Annotated in this window: 13 protein-coding genes; 4 read left to right on the top strand and 9 right to left on the bottom strand. The window is 69.6% G+C overall.

Annotated features, from left to right (window positions below):
* Nucleotides 1-48 precede the first annotated feature (48 nt).
* The 4 genes from ACFYZZ_RS33095 to coxB form a co-directional block, all read right to left on the bottom strand.
* A complete protein-coding gene (locus ACFYZZ_RS33095) occupies nucleotides 49-1,311 on the bottom strand; it encodes an Ig-like domain-containing protein (protein ID WP_389183863.1) in 1,263 nt (420 codons plus the stop codon).
* A gap of 128 nt (nucleotides 1,312-1,439) precedes the next feature.
* Nucleotides 1,440-1,838, bottom strand: coding sequence for a cytochrome c oxidase subunit 4 (locus tag ACFYZZ_RS33100; RefSeq protein ID WP_389183866.1), 399 nt, complete (start codon nucleotides 1,836-1,838; stop codon nucleotides 1,440-1,442).
* Nucleotides 1,835-3,568 (bottom strand): cytochrome c oxidase subunit I, encoded by a 1,734-nt coding sequence (gene ctaD, locus ACFYZZ_RS33105; protein ID WP_389183869.1) that lies wholly within the window; start codon nucleotides 3,566-3,568, stop codon nucleotides 1,835-1,837. The genes ACFYZZ_RS33100 and ctaD overlap by 4 nt, the downstream gene beginning before the upstream one ends.
* A complete protein-coding gene (coxB, locus tag ACFYZZ_RS33110) occupies nucleotides 3,565-4,524 on the bottom strand; it encodes a cytochrome c oxidase subunit II (RefSeq protein WP_386574352.1) in 960 nt (319 codons plus the stop codon). The genes ctaD and coxB overlap by 4 nt, the downstream gene beginning before the upstream one ends.
* A gap of 282 nt (nucleotides 4,525-4,806) precedes the next feature.
* On the opposite strand from coxB, the gene ACFYZZ_RS33115 reads away from it, so the two are divergent.
* Nucleotides 4,807-6,189 (top strand): cysteine desulfurase/sulfurtransferase TusA family protein, encoded by a 1,383-nt coding sequence (locus ACFYZZ_RS33115; protein WP_389183873.1) that lies wholly within the window; start codon nucleotides 4,807-4,809, stop codon nucleotides 6,187-6,189.
* A gap of 42 nt (nucleotides 6,190-6,231) precedes the next feature.
* Here the strand turns inward: ACFYZZ_RS33115 and ACFYZZ_RS33120 are convergent, their stop codons facing one another.
* Nucleotides 6,232-7,206, bottom strand: a complete 975-nt coding sequence (locus tag ACFYZZ_RS33120) for a carbohydrate kinase family protein (RefSeq protein WP_389183876.1) — start codon at nucleotides 7,204-7,206, stop codon at nucleotides 6,232-6,234.
* Nucleotides 7,207-7,336: 130 nt separating this feature from the next.
* On the opposite strand from ACFYZZ_RS33120, the gene ACFYZZ_RS33125 reads away from it, so the two are divergent.
* Both ACFYZZ_RS33125 and ACFYZZ_RS33130 read left to right on the top strand, forming a co-directional pair.
* Nucleotides 7,337-7,546, top strand: a complete 210-nt coding sequence (locus ACFYZZ_RS33125; RefSeq protein ID WP_389183879.1) for a hypothetical protein — start codon at nucleotides 7,337-7,339, stop codon at nucleotides 7,544-7,546.
* Between the two features lie 100 nt (nucleotides 7,547-7,646).
* Nucleotides 7,647-9,305 carry a hypothetical protein gene (locus tag ACFYZZ_RS33130; protein ID WP_389183882.1) on the top strand — a complete coding sequence of 553 codons (1,659 nt, stop codon included), beginning with the start codon at nucleotides 7,647-7,649 and terminating at the stop codon, nucleotides 9,303-9,305.
* 97 nt (nucleotides 9,306-9,402) lie between these two features.
* Here the strand turns inward: ACFYZZ_RS33130 and ACFYZZ_RS33135 are convergent, their stop codons facing one another.
* Entirely contained in the window at nucleotides 9,403-9,759 is a 357-nt protein-coding gene (locus tag ACFYZZ_RS33135; protein WP_386574359.1) for a HesB/IscA family protein, read from the bottom strand.
* 273 nt (nucleotides 9,760-10,032) lie between these two features.
* Between ACFYZZ_RS33135 and nadA the strand changes: the two genes are divergently transcribed.
* Entirely contained in the window at nucleotides 10,033-11,217 is a 1,185-nt protein-coding gene (gene nadA / locus ACFYZZ_RS33140) for a quinolinate synthase NadA (protein WP_389183885.1), read from the top strand.
* A gap of 78 nt (nucleotides 11,218-11,295) precedes the next feature.
* Here nadA and ACFYZZ_RS33145 read toward each other — a convergent pair whose 3' ends face one another.
* From ACFYZZ_RS33145 to ACFYZZ_RS33155, 3 genes are all read right to left on the bottom strand, one after another.
* Nucleotides 11,296-14,397 carry an efflux RND transporter permease subunit gene (locus ACFYZZ_RS33145; RefSeq protein WP_389183888.1) on the bottom strand — a complete coding sequence of 1,034 codons (3,102 nt, stop codon included), beginning with the start codon at nucleotides 14,395-14,397 and terminating at the stop codon, nucleotides 11,296-11,298.
* Between the two features lie 160 nt (nucleotides 14,398-14,557).
* Nucleotides 14,558-15,238 (bottom strand): response regulator, encoded by a 681-nt coding sequence (locus ACFYZZ_RS33150; RefSeq protein ID WP_389183891.1) that lies wholly within the window; start codon nucleotides 15,236-15,238, stop codon nucleotides 14,558-14,560.
* Nucleotides 15,235-16,455, bottom strand: coding sequence for a sensor histidine kinase (locus ACFYZZ_RS33155; protein WP_389183894.1), 1,221 nt, complete (start codon nucleotides 16,453-16,455; stop codon nucleotides 15,235-15,237). Before ACFYZZ_RS33155 ends, ACFYZZ_RS33150 begins: the two co-directional genes overlap by 4 nt.
* Between the last annotated feature and the right edge of the window lie 29 nt (nucleotides 16,456-16,484).

Consider the following 16,484-nt stretch of genomic DNA (forward strand, 5'->3'; position numbering starts at 1 on the left):
TGGGGGCGCGAGGTCTTGCATCGACACAACCCCGCGCCCCTTGACTGCTCACACGGCCGTTGGCTGCAGGCGCAGCGCATCCTGGGGAGCAGGGCCGTCCGGGGTGCCGTTGATGAGGGCGCTGCCTGTGCGCCACTTCTTCCAGTCGACGTTCCAGTCCCCGAAGCCGTTGCCGAAGGGCTCCATCGGGTTGCCGTTGGAGTTGACGACCTTGACGATGTCGCCCTCGTGGATGTTGCCGAAGAACCACTCGGCGTTCGATGTGCTCATGCCGGTGCAGCCGTGGCTGACGTTCTCGTAGCCCTGGGAGCCCACTGACCAGGGCGCGGCGTGCACGTACTCGCCCGACCAGGTGACCCGGGTGGCGTAGTAGACCGGCAGGTCGTACGAGTCGGAGGTGCCCTCGGCGATGCCGACCGTGGTGCCGCGCATCCGTACGAAGTACTGCTTGGCCAGTACGACCTTGACCCCGTTGCGGGTCTCGAAGCCGGGCTTGCCGGTGGTGACCGGGATCGACTGGACCTCCTGGCCGTTCTTGTAGTACGTCAGCTGGTGCGCCGCGGCGTCCGTGACGGCCTCGATCCGGTCACCGGTGGTGATCTTCAGCGCCTTGGACTTGCCGCCCCAGAGACGGTCGCTGATCTTCACGCCGTCGAGGTTGCTGTGCACCTGGATGGTGGCGTGCGTGGGCCAGTACTCCTTGGGGCGGTAGTGGAGTTCCTTGTCGCTCACCCAGTACCAGGAGCCCTGGACGGCCGGGGTGGAGTCCACCCTGAGGGCGCGCTCCACGACGGCTCGCTGCGCCTTGTCCTTGACCTCGTGGTCGAGTTGGGCGGTGATGGGCTGTCCGACGCCGTACTGGCCCGAGTCGGGCCCGAACGTGACGTTCAGGTTCTTGGTGGTCGAGGGCTTGCTGGTGTCGAAGCGGAGGACCTTGCGGCCGGGCGCGCCGTCCTCGTCCTCCGTGCTCACCGCGACCGTGTAGTGGGCGTTGGCGGCCAGCGGGGAGGTGCTGTGCCAACGGCTGCCGTCGGCGGCGAGTTCGCCCGCCACGAAGCGCCCTGTGGCGTCGTAGGCGGTGACGTCCGTGATCCGGCCGTCGTCGGTGCTGGTGGTGATCTCCAGGGGCTTGTCCGGGTCGGCCCGCTTGCCTGCGCCGGTGGGGCCGTTGAAGGAGATCTGGTCCGCTGCGTCGTACGGCTTGGCCGACAGGGGGTTGCCGTCCGAACCGCAGCCGGTGACGCCCGCGCCGAGGGCGGCCACCAGCAGGGTGCAGCTGACGACGGTGCAGGTACGCGGAGTTTGATTCATATGATCACGCTATGAGATAAAAGCACCATTTGCGCGCCACGTACCTCGTACGAGGGACAGACTGCGGCAAAAGCAGGAGCCCGGACCCTCCTGACGGAGTGTCCGGGCTCCCGGTGCGCTACTGCGTGCTACTGGGTGCGGTTCTCACCGTGGTAGTACTCGAACACCCAGCCGAACAGGCCGACCAGGATGAACGGTGCGCCGAAGTACAGCAGCCACCAGCCGACCGCGACACCGAGGAAGGCCAGCGCGCCACCGAAGGCGAGGGAGAGCGGCTGCCAGCTGTGCGGGCTGAAGAAGCCCAGCTCGCCCGCGTCGTCCGCGACGTCCGCCTCCTTGTCGTCCTGCGCACCCGCGTCGACCCGCCGGGCGGTGAAGCCCAGGTAGAAGCCGGCCATGATGAGCAGGCCGAAGGACAGGAAGAGCGCCGTGGTACCGGCCGGCTCCTTCGACCACACGCCGTACACGACGGCCATGATCAGGATGAAGAAGCTCAGCCAGATGAACATCCGACCCTGGATCTTCACTTGCCGGCCTCCTTGCTGCCCGCGATGGCGCTGCCGTGACCGGCGTACTCAAGCTGCTCGAGGGCGGCGATCTCGGGGTGGTGCAGGTCGAACGCCGGGGATTCGCTGCGGATCCGCGGCAGGGTGAGGAAGTTGTGCCGCGGCGGCGGGCAGGAGGTCGCCCACTCGAGCGAACGGCCGTAGCCCCACGGGTCGTCCACGCCGACCGGCTTGCCGTACTTGGCCGTCTTCCACACGTTGTAGAGGAACGGCAGGATCGACAGGCCCAGCAGGAACGAGCTGATGGTCGAGATCGTGTTCAGGGTGGTGAAGCCGTCGGCCGCCAGGTAGTCGGCGTAACGGCGCGGCATGCCCTCGGCGCCCAGCCAGTGCTGGACCAGGAAGGTGCCGTGGAAGCCGATGAACAGCGTCCAGAAGGTGATCTTGCCGAGCCGCTCGTCCAGCATCTTGCCCGTCATCTTCGGCCACCAGAAGTGGAAGCCGGAGAACATCGCGAAGACGACCGTACCGAAGACCACGTAGTGGAAGTGGGCCACCACGAAGTACGAGTCGGAGACGTGGAAGTCCATCGGGGGCGAGGCCAGGATGACACCGGTCAGACCACCGAACGTGAAGGTGATCAGGAAGCCGGTCGCCCACAGCATCGGCGTCTCGAAGGACAGCGAGCCCTTCCACATGGTGCCGATCCAGTTGAAGAACTTCACACCGGTCGGGACGGCGATCAGGAAGGTCATGAAGGAGAAGAACGGCAGCAGCACACCGCCGGTGACGTACATGTGGTGCGCCCACACCGTCACGGACAGACCGGCGATCGCGATGGTGGCCGCGATCAGACCCATGTAGCCGAACATCGGCTTGCGGGAGAAGACCGGGATGACCTCGGAGATGATGCCGAAGAACGGCAGCGCGATGATGTACACCTCCGGATGGCCGAAGAACCAGAAGAGGTGCTGCCAGAGCAGGGCTCCGCCGTTTGCCGCGTCGAACACGTGGGCGCCGAATTTACGGTCCGCCTCCAGGGCGAACAGCGCGGCGGCCAGGACCGGGAAGGCGAGCAGGACCAGGACGGCGGTCAGCAGCACGTTCCACACGAAGATCGGCATGCGGAACATGGTCATGCCCGGTGCACGCATGCAGATGATCGTGGTGATGAAGTTGACCGCGCCGAGGATGGTGCCGAAGCCGGAGAAGGCCAGGCCCATGATCCACATGTCGGCGCCGATGCCCGGCGAGCGGACCGCGTCCGACAGCGGGGAGTAGGCGAACCAGCCGAAGTCGGCCGCACCCTGCGGGGTGATGAAGCCGCCCACCGCGATGGTCGAGCCGAACAGGTACAGCCAGTAGGCGAACATGTTCAGCCGCGGAAACGCCACGTCCGGCGCACCGATCTGCAGCGGCATGATCCAGTTCGTGAAACCGGCGAACAGCGGCGTCGCGAACATCAGCAGCATGATCGTGCCGTGCATCGTGAACGCCTGGTTGAACTGCTCGTTCGACATGAACTGCAGGCCCGGACGGGCCAGCTCGGCGCGCATGAGCAGCGCCATGACGCCACCGATGAGGAAGAACGCGAACGACGTCGTCAGATACAGCGTTCCAATGGTCTTGTGGTCGGTGGTCGTCAGCCACTTCACCACGACATTGCCGGGCTGCTTGCGCCTGACCGGCAGCTCGTTCTCGTACGAGTCCTCAGCTGCCGCGGCACCCTGGGGTTCGTTGAGGATGCTCACAGGTTGTTCGTCTCCCGGTTCTTCTCGTGCGGCGTCTGCGCGATGCCGGCGGGAACGTAACCGGTCTGCCCCTTCTTGGCGAGGTCCTTGAGGTGCTGCTCGTAGCGCTCGGGGGAGACGACCTTCACGTTGAACAGCATCCGGGAGTGGTCGACGCCGCAGAGCTCGGCGCACTTGCCCAGGAAAGTGCCCTGATGGTTGGGAACAACCTGGAAGGCGTTGGTGTGGCCCGGGATCACGTCCTGCTTCATCAGGAACGGCACCACCCAGAAGGAGTGGATGACGTCACGCGAGGTGAGGATGAAGCGGACCGTCTTGCCCTCGGGAAGCCAGAGGGTCGGGCCGGGGTTACCGGTCTGAGGGTTCTTCGTGCCCGGCGTACCGACGTCGTAGACACCGCCGGCGTTCGCCGGGAACTCCTTGCGGAACCGGTCCGGAATGGCGAGCAGTTCCTTGGACGTCTTGGCGTCGCCGGGGGAACCGGGTACGTCCGCGATGTAGTTGAAGCCCCAGCTCCACTGGAAGCCGACCACGTTGACCGTGACGTCGGGCTTCTTGTCGAGGCTGAGGAGCTTCGTCTCGTCCCGGGCCGTGAAGTAGAAGAGCACCGAGATGATGATGATCGGGACCACCGTGTACAGGGCCTCGATCGGCATGTTGTACCGAGTCTGCGGAGGTACCTCGACCTTGGTGCGGCTGCGCCGGTGGAAGAAAGCACTCCACAGGATCAGGCCCCACACCAGCACACCGGTGGCCAGCGCGGCCGCCCAGGAGCCCTGCCACAGGGAGAGGATCCGCGGAGCCTCTTCCGTGACCGGGGTGGGCATGCCAAGGCGGGGGAAGTCCTTGTATGTGCAACCGGTTGCGGTCGCCAGGACCAGGCCCGCGGTCAGTGCCTGCAGCAGCTTCCGCCGCATCGGGCGCCGCGGCGAGCGGTCGGAGCCGTTGGGACTCACGTAGCGCCTTCCCGAGAGTCTCGCCCGCGCGGTTCGGCTGCGGCCTTCTCGCTGGTCGGTCGCCGCCCTGCGTCGGGCAGGGGTTTGGATGTTTATGCGGACCAAACCCTAGCCGACGCTCTCCGAGGGTTCGCGGGGAGGGGTGCCTAGTAGCTCGGGTGGTTCGCTGATTTGGCGGGTGCGGGCAGTTTGTGGCTGATCGCGCCCCCGGCGGAGCCGCATATGGACACGTCCCGCGCCCCTTCAGGTTGGCTGTCCCCGGGAAAGTTTTAACGTTGAGGGGTGTCCTACTTTGACGCTGCTTCCGCCGCTCCCCTTCATCCCGTAGCTCGTCAGGCGTTGTTGGCCTCTTTGGATGAGGGGTGGGCCGATCCTGCTCGGTTGTATCGGGAGGGGCGCAGGGCGCGGATGTTGCTCGACGCGGCTCGGGAGGCGGCGGCCGAGGCGGTGGGGTGCCGGGCGGACGAGGTGGTGTTCACGCCGTCCGGGACGCGGGCCGTACACACCGGTGTCGCGGGGGCGTTGGCCGGGCGGCGTCGGGTGGGACGCCACCTGATCGTGTCCGCCGTCGAACACTCCTCGGTACTCCATTCGGCTGAGGCGTTTGAGGCGGAGGGCGGCTCGGTGAGCACGGTGGCCGTCGATCGGGCGGGCGCCGTCGCGCCGTCGGACTTCGCGGCCGCGCTGCGGCAGGACACCGCACTGGCCTGTCTGCAGTCGGCCAACCATGAGGTCGGGACCGTACAGCCGGTGGCCGAGGTGGCCGAGGTGTGCCGGGCGGCGGGGGTGCCGCTGCTCGTGGACGCCGCCCAGTCGCTGGGGTGGGGGCCGGTCGAAGGTGACTGGTCGCTGCTGGCGGCGAGCGCCCACAAGTGGGGCGGGCCCTCGGGGGTGGGGCTGCTCGTCGTGAAGAAGGGGGTGCGGTTCGCGCCGCAAGCTCCCGTGGACGAGCGCGAGTCGGGTCGCGCCGCCGGGTTCGAGAACCTCCCGGCCATCGTCGCGGCCGTGGCCTCCCTGCGTGCGGTACGGGCGGAGGCGGACCAGGAAGCGGTACGACTGCGGGAGCTGACGGAGCGGATCCGGCTGCGGGTGCCGCAGCTGGTGCCGGATGTCGAGGTGGTCGGCCATCCGGAACGGCGGCTGCCGGGGATCGTCACCTTCTCCTGTCTCTACGTCGACGGAGAGGCCCTGCTGCACGAGTTGGACCGGGAGGGTTTCTCCGTCTCGTCCGGCTCGTCCTGCACGAGCAGCACGCTGACGCCCAGCCATGTGCTGAAGGCGATGGGGGTGCTGAGCGAGGGCAACGTGCGGGTGTCGCTGCCGTCCGGGGTGGCCGAGGAGGACGTGGAGCGGTTCCTGGCGGTGCTGCCGGGAACCGTGGCCGGGGTGCGGGAGAAGCTGGGGGCGCCCGCTCCGGCGGCCGTGACCGTGGTCCGGGCTCAGGAACTGGTCGTCGACTCGCTCGGCAAGCGGTGCCCGATCCCGGTCATCGAGCTGGCCAAGGTGTTCGGGGACGTGCCGGTGGGCGGCACGGTGCGCGTTCTCTCGGACGACGAGGCGGCCCGGCTGGACATTCCCGCGTGGTGCGAGATGCGGGGGCAGGAGTACGTGGGCGAGGAGCCGGCCGAGAAGGGCTCGGCCTATGTGGTCCGCCGGCTGAGCTGAAGAGGGCCGAGGGGGGCCGGGCCCCCCTCGGAAAGGCAGCCGTCAGCCCAGGTGAGCCCGGACTTCCTCGGCAGCCTCGTCCCCGTACGCCTTGGTGAACCGGTCCATGAAGTGCCCCCGGCGCAGCTGGTACTCCTGCGTCCCCACCGTCTCGATGACGAGAGTCGCCAGCATGCAGCCGACCTGCGCCGCGCGCTCCAGGGAGACACCCCAGGCCAGGCCGGAGAGGAAGCCGGCGCGGAAGGCGTCGCCGACACCCGTGGGGTCGGCCTTGCGCTCCTCCTCCGCGCAGCCCACCTCGATCGGGTCCTCGCCGGCCCGCTCGATGCGCACGCCCCGCGAGCCGAGCGTGGTGACGCGGTGGCCGACCTTGGACAGGATCTCGGCGTCGCTCCAGCCGGTCTTGGACTCGATGAGCCCCTTCTCGTACTCGTTGGAGAAGAGGTAGGTCGCCCCGTCCAGCAGTATCCGGATCTCCTCGCCCTCCATACGGGCGATCTGCTGGGAGAAGTCGGCGGCGAAGGGGATGCTCCGGGAGCGGCACTCCTCCGTGTGGCGGAGCATCGCCTCCGGGTCGTCGGCGCCGATCAGGACCAGGTCGAGGCTGCCGACGCGGTCGGCGACCGTCTTCAGCTCGATGAGGCGGGCCTCGCTCATCGCGCCGGTGTAGAAGGAGCCGATCTGGTTGTGGTCTGCGTCGGTGGTGCACACGAAGCGGGCGGTGTGCAGGGTCTCGGAGATGCGGACCGAGTCGGTGTCCACGCCATGGCGGTCCAGCCAGGCTCGGTACTGGTCGAAGTCGAAGCCGGCGGCCCCGACGAGGATGGGCTTGGTCCCGAGCTGACCCATGCCGAAGGCGATGTTCGCGCCGACGCCGCCCCGTCGCACGTCCAGGTTGTCGACCAGGAAGGAGAGCGAGACCGTGTGCAGCTGGTCCGCGACGAACTGGTCGGCGAAGCGGCCGGGGAAGGTCATGAGGTGGTCGGTGGCGATGGAGCCGGTGACTGCAATGCGCACGACAGGCATTCTCCTGCGGGAGGCTGGATTGACAGTTCACGCTACCCGCTCATGGGCAGCCGCTGAAGCTGGCAAAACTACCCGATAGTAGATCTTTCTTCGCGAGGCTCGGCATGCATACGGTGCCATCATGACGAACCTCAAGGTCCACTTCTCCGCTCCGGCCGATCTCGAGGACGACCTCGCCTCGCTGCGCGGGGACTGCGCCCGGATGGCCCCGCACTGGACGGTTCCCACGCACGCCGACTCCCGCCCGGTGCCACCGTCGCTGATCCATGGGGTGACCGTGCCGAAGAAGTCGGCCCGGCTGCTGGACGCCATGTCGGACTACGGCGACTGACGCCCGGGGCGTACTGCGGGAACCGCACGCCCCCCTCGCTCGTCCCATCGCCGTCCCCCGTGCCGGGGGCGTGGGACACGATCCAGCGAGGAGCGATGCGGTGAACACCGAGCGGCCTGAGAATTCGGAGGAGCCCGAGGTCTCCGCGGTCTCCGACGCGACCGAGAATGCCGAGAACGTCGAGAACGCCGAGGAGCCCGGGGCTTCGGCGGCCTCGAAGGACTCCCCGGTCCCGAAGGAACCCCAGGCCTCGAAGGCACCCCAGGCCTCGGAGACCGATGAGGTCGGCGAGGTCAGCGAGGTCAGCGAGGTGGGTGATGCCGGCGCCGGCGAGCGGCCCGGGCGGCGGCGCTCTCCCCTGGTCGTCGTCTCGGTCGCGGCGGCCGTCCTGCTGGTCGGGGGCGGGGGTGCGATCCTCGCCGCGAACCATGGTTCGGACGGCCGTACGGGCGCCGGCGGGTCCGGCGGTGGCGGCACTCCCCCGCCCCTCGTCCTGGACGGCTGGGCGCAGGGCGGTACGGGCGACATCGCGCCGGGTGAGCCCGATCCGTACGGGGCGACGTACGTGGCCGCGGGGAAGCTGGCCGACGGTCCGGGTTCGGCGCCGGTGTACGCGCCGAAGGGCGAGGTCGGCAAGGACGACGTGGCCCGGCTGGCCAAGGCCCTCGGGATCGACGGCACGCCGGTGCCCGAGGGGCCGAGCTGGCGGGTCGGCGGCAAGGACGGCTCCGGGCCGACGCTCCAGGTGACCAAGGACGCCCCGGGCAGCTGGACCTTCAGCCGGTACGCGCCCGGCACGGACAACTGCCGGAAGGTCACCGTGTGCGCGCAGGACCCGGGCGCTCCGGCGGGCGAGCCGGTGAGCGTGGCGGTCGCCGAGAAGGCGGCGGCGCCGGTGCTGAAGGCGCTGGGGCAGGACGACGCGAAGGTCGACGCGAGCCAGATCATGGGCGCCCAGCGGGTGGTCAACGCCGATCCGGTGGTGGGCGGGCTGCCCACGTACGGCTGGACGACCGGCCTGATCGTCGACAAGCAGGGTGACGTCGTCGGGGGCCACGGGCTGCTGGTGGCGCCCGCCAAGGGGGACACGTACCCCGTGCTCGGCGCGGAGAAGACGCTGGCGCTGATGAACTCCGCGCAGAAGCACGGGCACCGGATGGGCATCGGCGGCTGCGCGAGTCCCGTCCCGCTGAAGAACCGGCTGGAGCAGCCGTGCGGCACGTCCGCGACGGCGTCCCGGGGGCCCAAGGTCACCGTCGAGAAGGCGGTGTTCGGGCTGGCCGCGCACTCGGTCGCCGGGCGGCAGACGCTGGTGCCGTCCTGGCTGTTCGAGGTCCGGGGTACGGCGGCGCGGGGCGCCTTCACGGTCACGTATCCGGCGCTGGACCCGAAGTACCTGACCTCGCCGTCGGCCTCGGCACCGGCCCCGGAGCCGACCTCGCCGACCTCGCCGTCCTCGGCGCCGAAGACGCATGACGTGAAGGTCGACGGCTACACCGCCGACGGCCGCGAGCTGACCGTGAGCTTCTCGGGCGGGGTGTGCGCCGACTACAAGGCGTCGGCGAAGGAGAGCGCGGGCCGGGTGACGGTCACGGTGACCGAGAAGGTCTGGCCGGACAAGGTCTGCGTCGCAATGGCCAGGATGTACGTGAAGACCGTACGGCTGGACGCGCCGCTGGACGGCCGGAAGGTGGTCGGCCCGGACGGGGCGCAGATCCCGAAGGCGAAGGCCGGAGCGCTGCGGCCGCAGGCCCGCTAGCACCCCCTGGACACACGAAGGCGGCGGCCCCTCGGAGGGGGTCGCCGCCTTCGTCGTCAGGCTGTGACCGGCTCAGCCGTCAGGCTGCGGACGCGGCTTAGCTGAAGGAGTCGCCGCAGGCGCAGGAGCCGGTCGCGTTCGGGTTGTCGATCGTGAAGCCCTGCTTCTCGATCGTGTCCACGAAGTCGACGGTGGCGCCGCCCAGGTAGGGAGCGCTCATGCGGTCGGTGACGACCTTGACCCCGCCGAAGTCCTTCTCCACGTCGCCGTCGAGCGAGCGCTCGTCGAAGAAGAGCTGGTAGCGCAGGCCGGAGCAGCCGCCGGGCTGGACGGCGACGCGCAGGGCGAGGTCGTCACGGCCTTCCTGGTCGAGCAGGGCCTTGACCTTGGACGCGGCCGCGTCGGTCAGGATGATGCCGTCGCTGACGGTGGTGGTCTCGTCCGATACGGACATCTACATCTCTCCCGGGTTGTACGGAGACTGCTTGCCGACCAGTGCAACCGGCGTTTCCGCGGATTCATTCCGGGCCGGGCGTTCGCGTGGTCGCGTTTTTCCTTCCGACTTCATGCTCGCACATGCCCGAGAGGGCGGACAGCAGCCCGAAGAGGGACCTGAGGGACCCGGGCGGGATTCACGTCACATCGACGCTATGGCCGTCGTCAAAGTGACGTGAACCAGTTATGATAGATAGCGTCAGTTAGACGAAAAGTAGAAAGGGTGCGTGACGTGACCACCGCCCAGACCCCGGAGCTCGACGTACAGCCGTCCCCGCTCGCCCTCCTGCTTCTCGGCCGAGAGGCCGACCCGAAGAGCGAGCGGGGCGTCGAGTGTCCCGGCGACCTGCCCTCGCCGTCCGACCCCGACCTGGTCGAGCGCGCCCGCGCGGCCAAGGAGAAGCTCGGCGACAAGGTCTTCGTGCTCGGCCACCACTACCAGCGCGACGAGGTCATCCAGTTCGCCGACGTCACGGGCGACTCCTTCAAGCTGGCCCGGGACGCGGCCGCGCGCCCGGAGGCCGAGTACATCGTCTTCTGCGGTGTGCACTTCATGGCCGAGTCGGCGGACATCCTGACGTCCGACGACCAGAAGGTCGTCCTGCCGGACCTGGCCGCCGGCTGCTCGATGGCCGACATGGCCACGGCCGAGCAGGTCGCCGAGTGCTGGGACGTGCTGACCGAGGCGGGCATCGCCGAGCAGGTCGTGCCGGTCTCGTACATGAACTCCTCGGCCGACATCAAGGCGTTCACCGGCAAGCACGGCGGCACCATCTGCACCTCGTCGAACGCCAAGCGCGCCCTGGACTGGGCCTTCGAGCAGGGTGAGAAGGTCCTGTTCCTGCCCGACCAGCACCTCGGCCGCAACACCGCGGTGCGGGACATGGGCATGACCCTGGACGACTGCGTGGTCTACAACCCGCACAAGCCGAACGGCGGCCTGACGGCCGACGAGCTGCGGGCCGCGAAGATGATCCTGTGGCGCGGCCACTGCTCGGTCCACGGCCGCTTCAGCCTGGACTCGGTCAACGACGTGCGCGAGCGCATCCCGGGCGTGAACGTCCTGGTCCACCCCGAGTGCAAGCACGAGGTCGTGGCCGCGGCGGACTACGTCGGCTCGACGGAGTACATCATCAAGGCCCTGGAGGCCGCTCCCGCCGGCTCCAAGTGGGCCATCGGCACCGAGCTGAACCTGGTCCGCCGCCTGGCGAACCGTTTCGCTCCCGAGGGCAAGGAGATCGTCTTCCTCGACAAGACGGTCTGCTTCTGCTCGACCATGAACCGCATCGACCTGCCGCACCTGGTCTGGGCCCTGGAGTCCCTGGCCGAGGGCAACCTGGTCAACCGCATCGAGGTCGACCAGGAGACGGAGGCATTCGCCAAGCTGGCGCTGGAGCGGATGCTGGCCCTGCCGTAGGGCTCTCCACGACAGGGCTGAGGCCCGGCTCCCGGGAAGGGGGGCCGGGCCTCAGTGGTGTCCGGGAGCCGGCGGTGTTCAGACGCCGGCCGGTTCCAGCACCTCGGACTCGCGGTTCTGCCGCTTCGCCGCCCGCTTCTTCGCGCGGCGCTCCTTGCGCAGCTCCAGCATCGCGTAGAGCGTCGGGACGAGCAGCAGGGTGAGCAGCGTGGACGAGATCAGGCCGCCGATCACGACCACCGCCAGCGGCTGGGCGATGAAGCCGCCCTCGCCGGTGACCCCGAGGGCCATCGGGAGCAGGGCGAAGATCGTCGCCAGGGCCGTCATGAGGATCGGGCGGAGCCGGTGACGGCCACCCTCGATCACGGCCTCGACGACGCCGTGGCCCTGCCTGCGGTACTGGTTGATCAGGTCGATCAGCACGATCGCGTTGGTCACCACGATGCCGATCAGCATCAGCATGCCGATCATCGCCGGCACGCCCATCGGAGTGCCGGTGGCCACGAGGAGGCCGATGGCACCCGTCGCCGCGAACGGGATCGAGACCAGCAGGATCAGCGGCTGGGCCAGCGAGCGGAACGTCGCCACCAGCAGCATGAAGACGATCGCGATGGCCGCCAGCATGGCCAGGCCCAGGTTCTTGAACGCGTCGTCCTGGTCCGAGGACACACCGCCGATCTCCGCCTCGGCACCCGCCGGGAGCTTCAGGGCCTTGATCTTCGACTGGAGCTGGGTGCTGACCGCGCCCGTGTTGTCCCCGGTCGGCCGGGCCGTGATGGTGGCGGCGCGCTGGCCGTCGATGCGGGTCATGGACACGGGTCCGTCGACCAGCTTGACGGTGGCGATGTCACCGAGCTTCACCGGGCCGAGGCGCAGCGCCTTCAGCTGGGCCAGGGTGGTGGCGGGCTCGGCCGACTTCACGACGACGTCGCGCTCGGTGTCGTCGAGGATCGCCTTCGCCGCCGTCGTACCGCGCACGGCCTGCGCGACCGCGGCGCCCAGCTTCTGGTCGTCGAACCCGGCCGCGGCCGCCTTGGAATTGGCCTTGACCGAGATCCGCGGCACGCTCTGCGAGAGGTCGCTGGTGACGTCGGTGACGTGGTCGAGGCCGGCCACGGTGGAGCGCACCCGGTCGGAGGCCTCGCTGAGCACCTGCGCGTCCGACGCCTTCACGACGACCTTGAGGTCCTGGTTGCCGAAGCCGTCACCGGCGGACACGGTGGTCGTGCCGACGCCGTCGAGCTTCTTCAGCCCGTCCTCCAGGCGCTTCTGCACATCGTCGTAGGACGCCGAGTCCTTCAGCATGACCTGGTACGACGCCTGGTTGGTGTCGGTGCCGCCGCCGAAGGCCGCCATGAAGCCGGAGGATCCGATGGTGACCTGGTAGTCCTTGACGCCGTCGGTGGAGGCGAGCAGCTTCTCGACCTTCCTGGCCTGCGCGTCCGTGGCCGCGAGGCTGGTGCCGGGCTTCAGCTCCTGCTTGACGGTGAGGACTTCCTGGTCGCCCTGGTCGAAGAAGTTGGTCTTCAGCAGTCCGGACATGCCGAACGTGAGGAACAGGACGACCACCGCGATCAGCACGCTGGTGAGGCGGCGGCGGGTGGCGAAGCGCAGGACGGGGACGTAGAGGCGCTGGAGGCGGCTCTTCGCCTCCTTCTCCTCGGCCCGGCGGCGGGCCTCCTCGGCGTCCTCGGGGGTGCCCTTGGGGGCGCGCAGGAACCAGTACGACAGGACGGGTACGACCGTCAGCGAGACGAGGAGGGAGGCCAGCAGGGCCGCCGTCACCGTGATGCTGAACGAGCCGAACAGGGCGCCCACCATGCCGCCGACCAGGCCGATCGGCAGGAACACGGCGACCGTGGTGAGGGTGGAGGAGGTGACCGCGCCGGCCACCTCGCGCACCGCGCCCAGGATCGCTTCCTTGCGCTCCTCGCCGTAGCCGAGGTGCCGCTTGATGTTCTCCAGGACCACGATCGAGTCGTCGACGACCCGGCCGATGGCGATGGTCAGCGCGCCCAGGGTGAGCATGTTGAGCGACAGGTCGCGGGTCCACAGCACGATCAGGGCGAGGACGACCGACAGCGGGATGGACACCGCCGTGACCAGCGTGGAGCGGATCGAGGCCAGGAAGACCAGGATGACCAGGACCGCGAAGAGCAGGCCGAGCGCGCCCTCCGTGGTCAGGCCCTTGATGGACTTGGACACGGCCGGGCCCTGGTCGCTGACGACCGTGAGCTCGGCGCCGGAACCGAGGTCCTTGCGCAGGCCGGGCAGCTGGTCCTCGACCGCGTTCGAGATGGAGACCGCGCTGCCGTCGTGGTCCATGGTCACGTTGACGGCGAGGCTGGGCCGGCCGTCGGTGCGGGTGATGGAGTCGGCCGGGGCCGGCTGCTGCTTCACGGTGGCCACGTCACCGAGGCGTACGGGCCCCCGGCCGCCCTCACCGGTGACCATCAGGTCCTTGATCTGCTGCAGCGAGGTGAAGCCGCCGCCGACCTGGACGGTGCGGTTGGCGCCGTCCTCGTCGAAGGAGCCGGCCGGGACGGTCGCGCCGCCCGCCTGCAGGGCCTGGCCGAGCGCGGCGGAGGTGAGGCCCGCCCGCGCGAGCTTGGCGTCGTTCGGGGTGACGGCGACCTGGAGGTCGCGGACGCCGGTGACCTGGACGCGGCCGACGCCGTCGATGTCCTTCAGGGCCGGTACGACCGTCTTGTCGAGCTGGTCGGCGAGGGCCTGCTGGTCCTTGCCCGAGGTGACGGCGAGCACCACGGTCGGCATGTCGTCCGTGGAGCCGGCGACGACCTGCGGGTCGACGTCGTCCGGCAGCTGGGCCCGGGCCCGGTTGACGGCCTGCTGGACGTCGGAGACGAGCCGCTTGGTGTCGTTGCCGTAGTCGAAGGACGCCATGATCACGGCGTTGCCCTCGCCGGCGGTGGAGGTGACACCGGTGATGCCGTCGACGCCCTGGAGGTTGTCCTCGATGGGCTCGACGATCTGCTTCTCGACGACGTCCGGTGCGGCGCCCTGGTACGGCGCGATGACCGACACCATGGGAAGTTCGATGGTGGGCAGCAGTTGCTGCTTGATCTGGGGTATCGCGATCAGCCCGAAGACGAGCGCGATGAGCGACATCAGGCCGATCAGGGCCCGTTGCGCGAGGCTGAATCTCGACAGCCAGGACATGGGTCAGGGTCTCTCTTCAGTGAGCGGCAGAAGCTGCTGCGGGGCGCGCATGTGAGCGCCCACCCCAACACCCTGAGCCATGCCCGAGGGCGAATCCGTAGGCCCCAGGTCCCGTTCCTTATCCGGGCCCTACTCCGCGCGCAGTACGCGCGGGTGGAGATCAGTCCATCCTCGGACGTACCAGTCCCGACTCGTAGGCGATGACGACGAGCTGGGCCCTGTCCCGGGCGCCCAGCTTGGCCATGGCCCGGTTGACGTGCGTCTTCACCGTCAGCGGGCTGACTTCGAGGCGTTCGGCGATCTCGTCGTTGGAGTGGCCGCCGGCGACCTGCACGAGCACCTCCCGCTCCCGGCCGGTGAGCGCGTCGAGGCGCTCCGAGCGGGCGGGGTCGCGGCCCTCGTCGCCGTCGCCCTGGGCGAGGAAGCGGGCGATCAGGCCCTTGGTGGCGGCCGGGGACAGCAGCGCCTCGCCGCCCGCGGCGAGGCGGATGGCGTTCAGCAGCTCCTCGGGCTCGCTGCCCTTGCCGAGGAAGCCGGAGGCCCCGGCGCGCAGGGACTGGACCACGTAGTCGTCGACCTCGAAGGTGGTCAGGATGACCACGCGGACGTGGGCCAGCGACGGGTCGGCGCTGATCAGGCGGGTGGCGGCGAGGCCGTCGGTGCCGGGCATCCGGATGTCCATGAGGACGACGTCGGCGCCGTGCTCCTTGGCCAGCCGGACCGCCTCGGCGCCGTCGGAGGCCTCCCCGACGACCTCCATGTCGGGCTCGGAGTCGACCAGCACCCGGAACGCGCTGCGCAGCAGTGCCTGGTCGTCGGCGAGCAGGACACGGATCGTCATGCGGGCTCTCCCGGTGCCGTCGTACGGGTCTTGACCGGCAGGATCGCATGGACGCGGAAACCGCCGCCGTAGCGGGGTCCGGTGGTGAGGGTGCCGCGCAGGGCGGTGACCCGCTCGCGCATGCCGAGCAGCCCGTGCCCGCCGCCCGTCCCGGGTTCGGCGCTCGCGCCCGAGCCGTCGTCCAGGACGGTGACCTCGATGTTCGGTCCGACGCGTACGACGCTGACCTCGGCCGTGGCGTCGGTGCCCGCGTGCTTCTGCACGTTGGTCAGGGCCTCCTGGACGATCCGGTAGGCGGCCAGGTCGACGGCGGCCGGAAGCTCGGTGCCGTGGTCGGTGCGGGCCACCTCGACGGGGAGTCCGGCGCTGCGGAAGGTGCCGGCGAGGTCTTCGAGACGGCTGAGGCCGGGTGCGGGCTCGGTGGGGGCCTCGGGGTCGCCGGACTGGCGGAGCAGGCCGACGGTGGCGCGCAATTCGCCCAGAGCGGAGCGGCTGGCCTCGCGGACATGAGCGAGGGCCTCCTTGGCCTGGTCGGGCCGCTTGTCCATGACGTGGGAGGCGACACCGGCCTGCACGTTGACCAGCGCGATGTGGTGGGCGACGACGTCGTGCAGATCGCGGGCGATCCGCAGCCGCTCCTCGGCGACCCGGCGGCGGGCCTCCTCCTCGCGGGTGCGCTCGGCCCGCTCGGCGCGCTCCCGCATGGCCTGGACGACCGCGCGGCGGCTGCGCACCGCGTCCCCGGCGGTGGCGCCGATGCCGGTCCAGGCGAGCACGCCCAGGTTCTCCTGCGCGTACCAGGGCAGGGGGCCGCCGAGCATGGCGGCGGCGGTCAGCACGGTCATGGTGAGCAGGCCGACGCGCCAGGTGGTGGTGCGGTCGGTGGCCGAGGCGACGGTGTAGAGGGCGACCACGGCGGACATCGCGACCGGGGTGCGCGGGTCGCCGGTGACGCACTCGATGACGGAGAGGGTGCCGGTGACGGCGAGGACCGTCTTGGGCGCGCGGCGGCGGAAGACGAGCGCGGCGGCGCTGAGGGTCATCAGGAGCAGGCTGAGCGGGGCAGGGCTGTGGACGCCCCAGGTGGCGCCGTTCCCCCCGCGGGGGTCCACGAAGGAACCGGCGACCATGCACATCAGCACGCCCGCCGCGATCGCCGCGTCCAGCGCGAGGGGGTGCGCCGTCAGACTGCACCGGGCGCGTTCGAGAGTGCTCACCCAGTGCACAGTACGGGGCATTGCGGCAC

Source organism: Streptomyces sp. NPDC001816 (assembly GCF_042892235.1).
Classification (GTDB): domain Bacteria; phylum Actinomycetota; class Actinomycetes; order Streptomycetales; family Streptomycetaceae; genus Streptomyces.

Excerpts from the sequence above, each read along its gene's own strand:
- ACFYZZ_RS33095 (WP_389183863.1), bottom strand. The coding sequence starts at position 1,311 with ATGAATCAAACTCCGCGTACCTGCACCGTCGTCAGCTGCACCCTGCTG.
- ACFYZZ_RS33125 (WP_389183879.1), top strand. The coding sequence starts at position 7,337 with ATGACGAACCTCAAGGTCCACTTCTCCGCTCCGGCCGATCTCGAGGAC.
- ACFYZZ_RS33135 (WP_386574359.1), bottom strand. The coding sequence starts at position 9,759 with ATGTCCGTATCGGACGAGACCACCACCGTCAGCGACGGCATCATCCTG.
- ACFYZZ_RS33145 (WP_389183888.1), bottom strand. The coding sequence starts at position 14,397 with ATGTCCTGGCTGTCGAGATTCAGCCTCGCGCAACGGGCCCTGATCGGC.
- ACFYZZ_RS33150 (WP_389183891.1), bottom strand. The coding sequence starts at position 15,238 with ATGACGATCCGTGTCCTGCTCGCCGACGACCAGGCACTGCTGCGCAGC.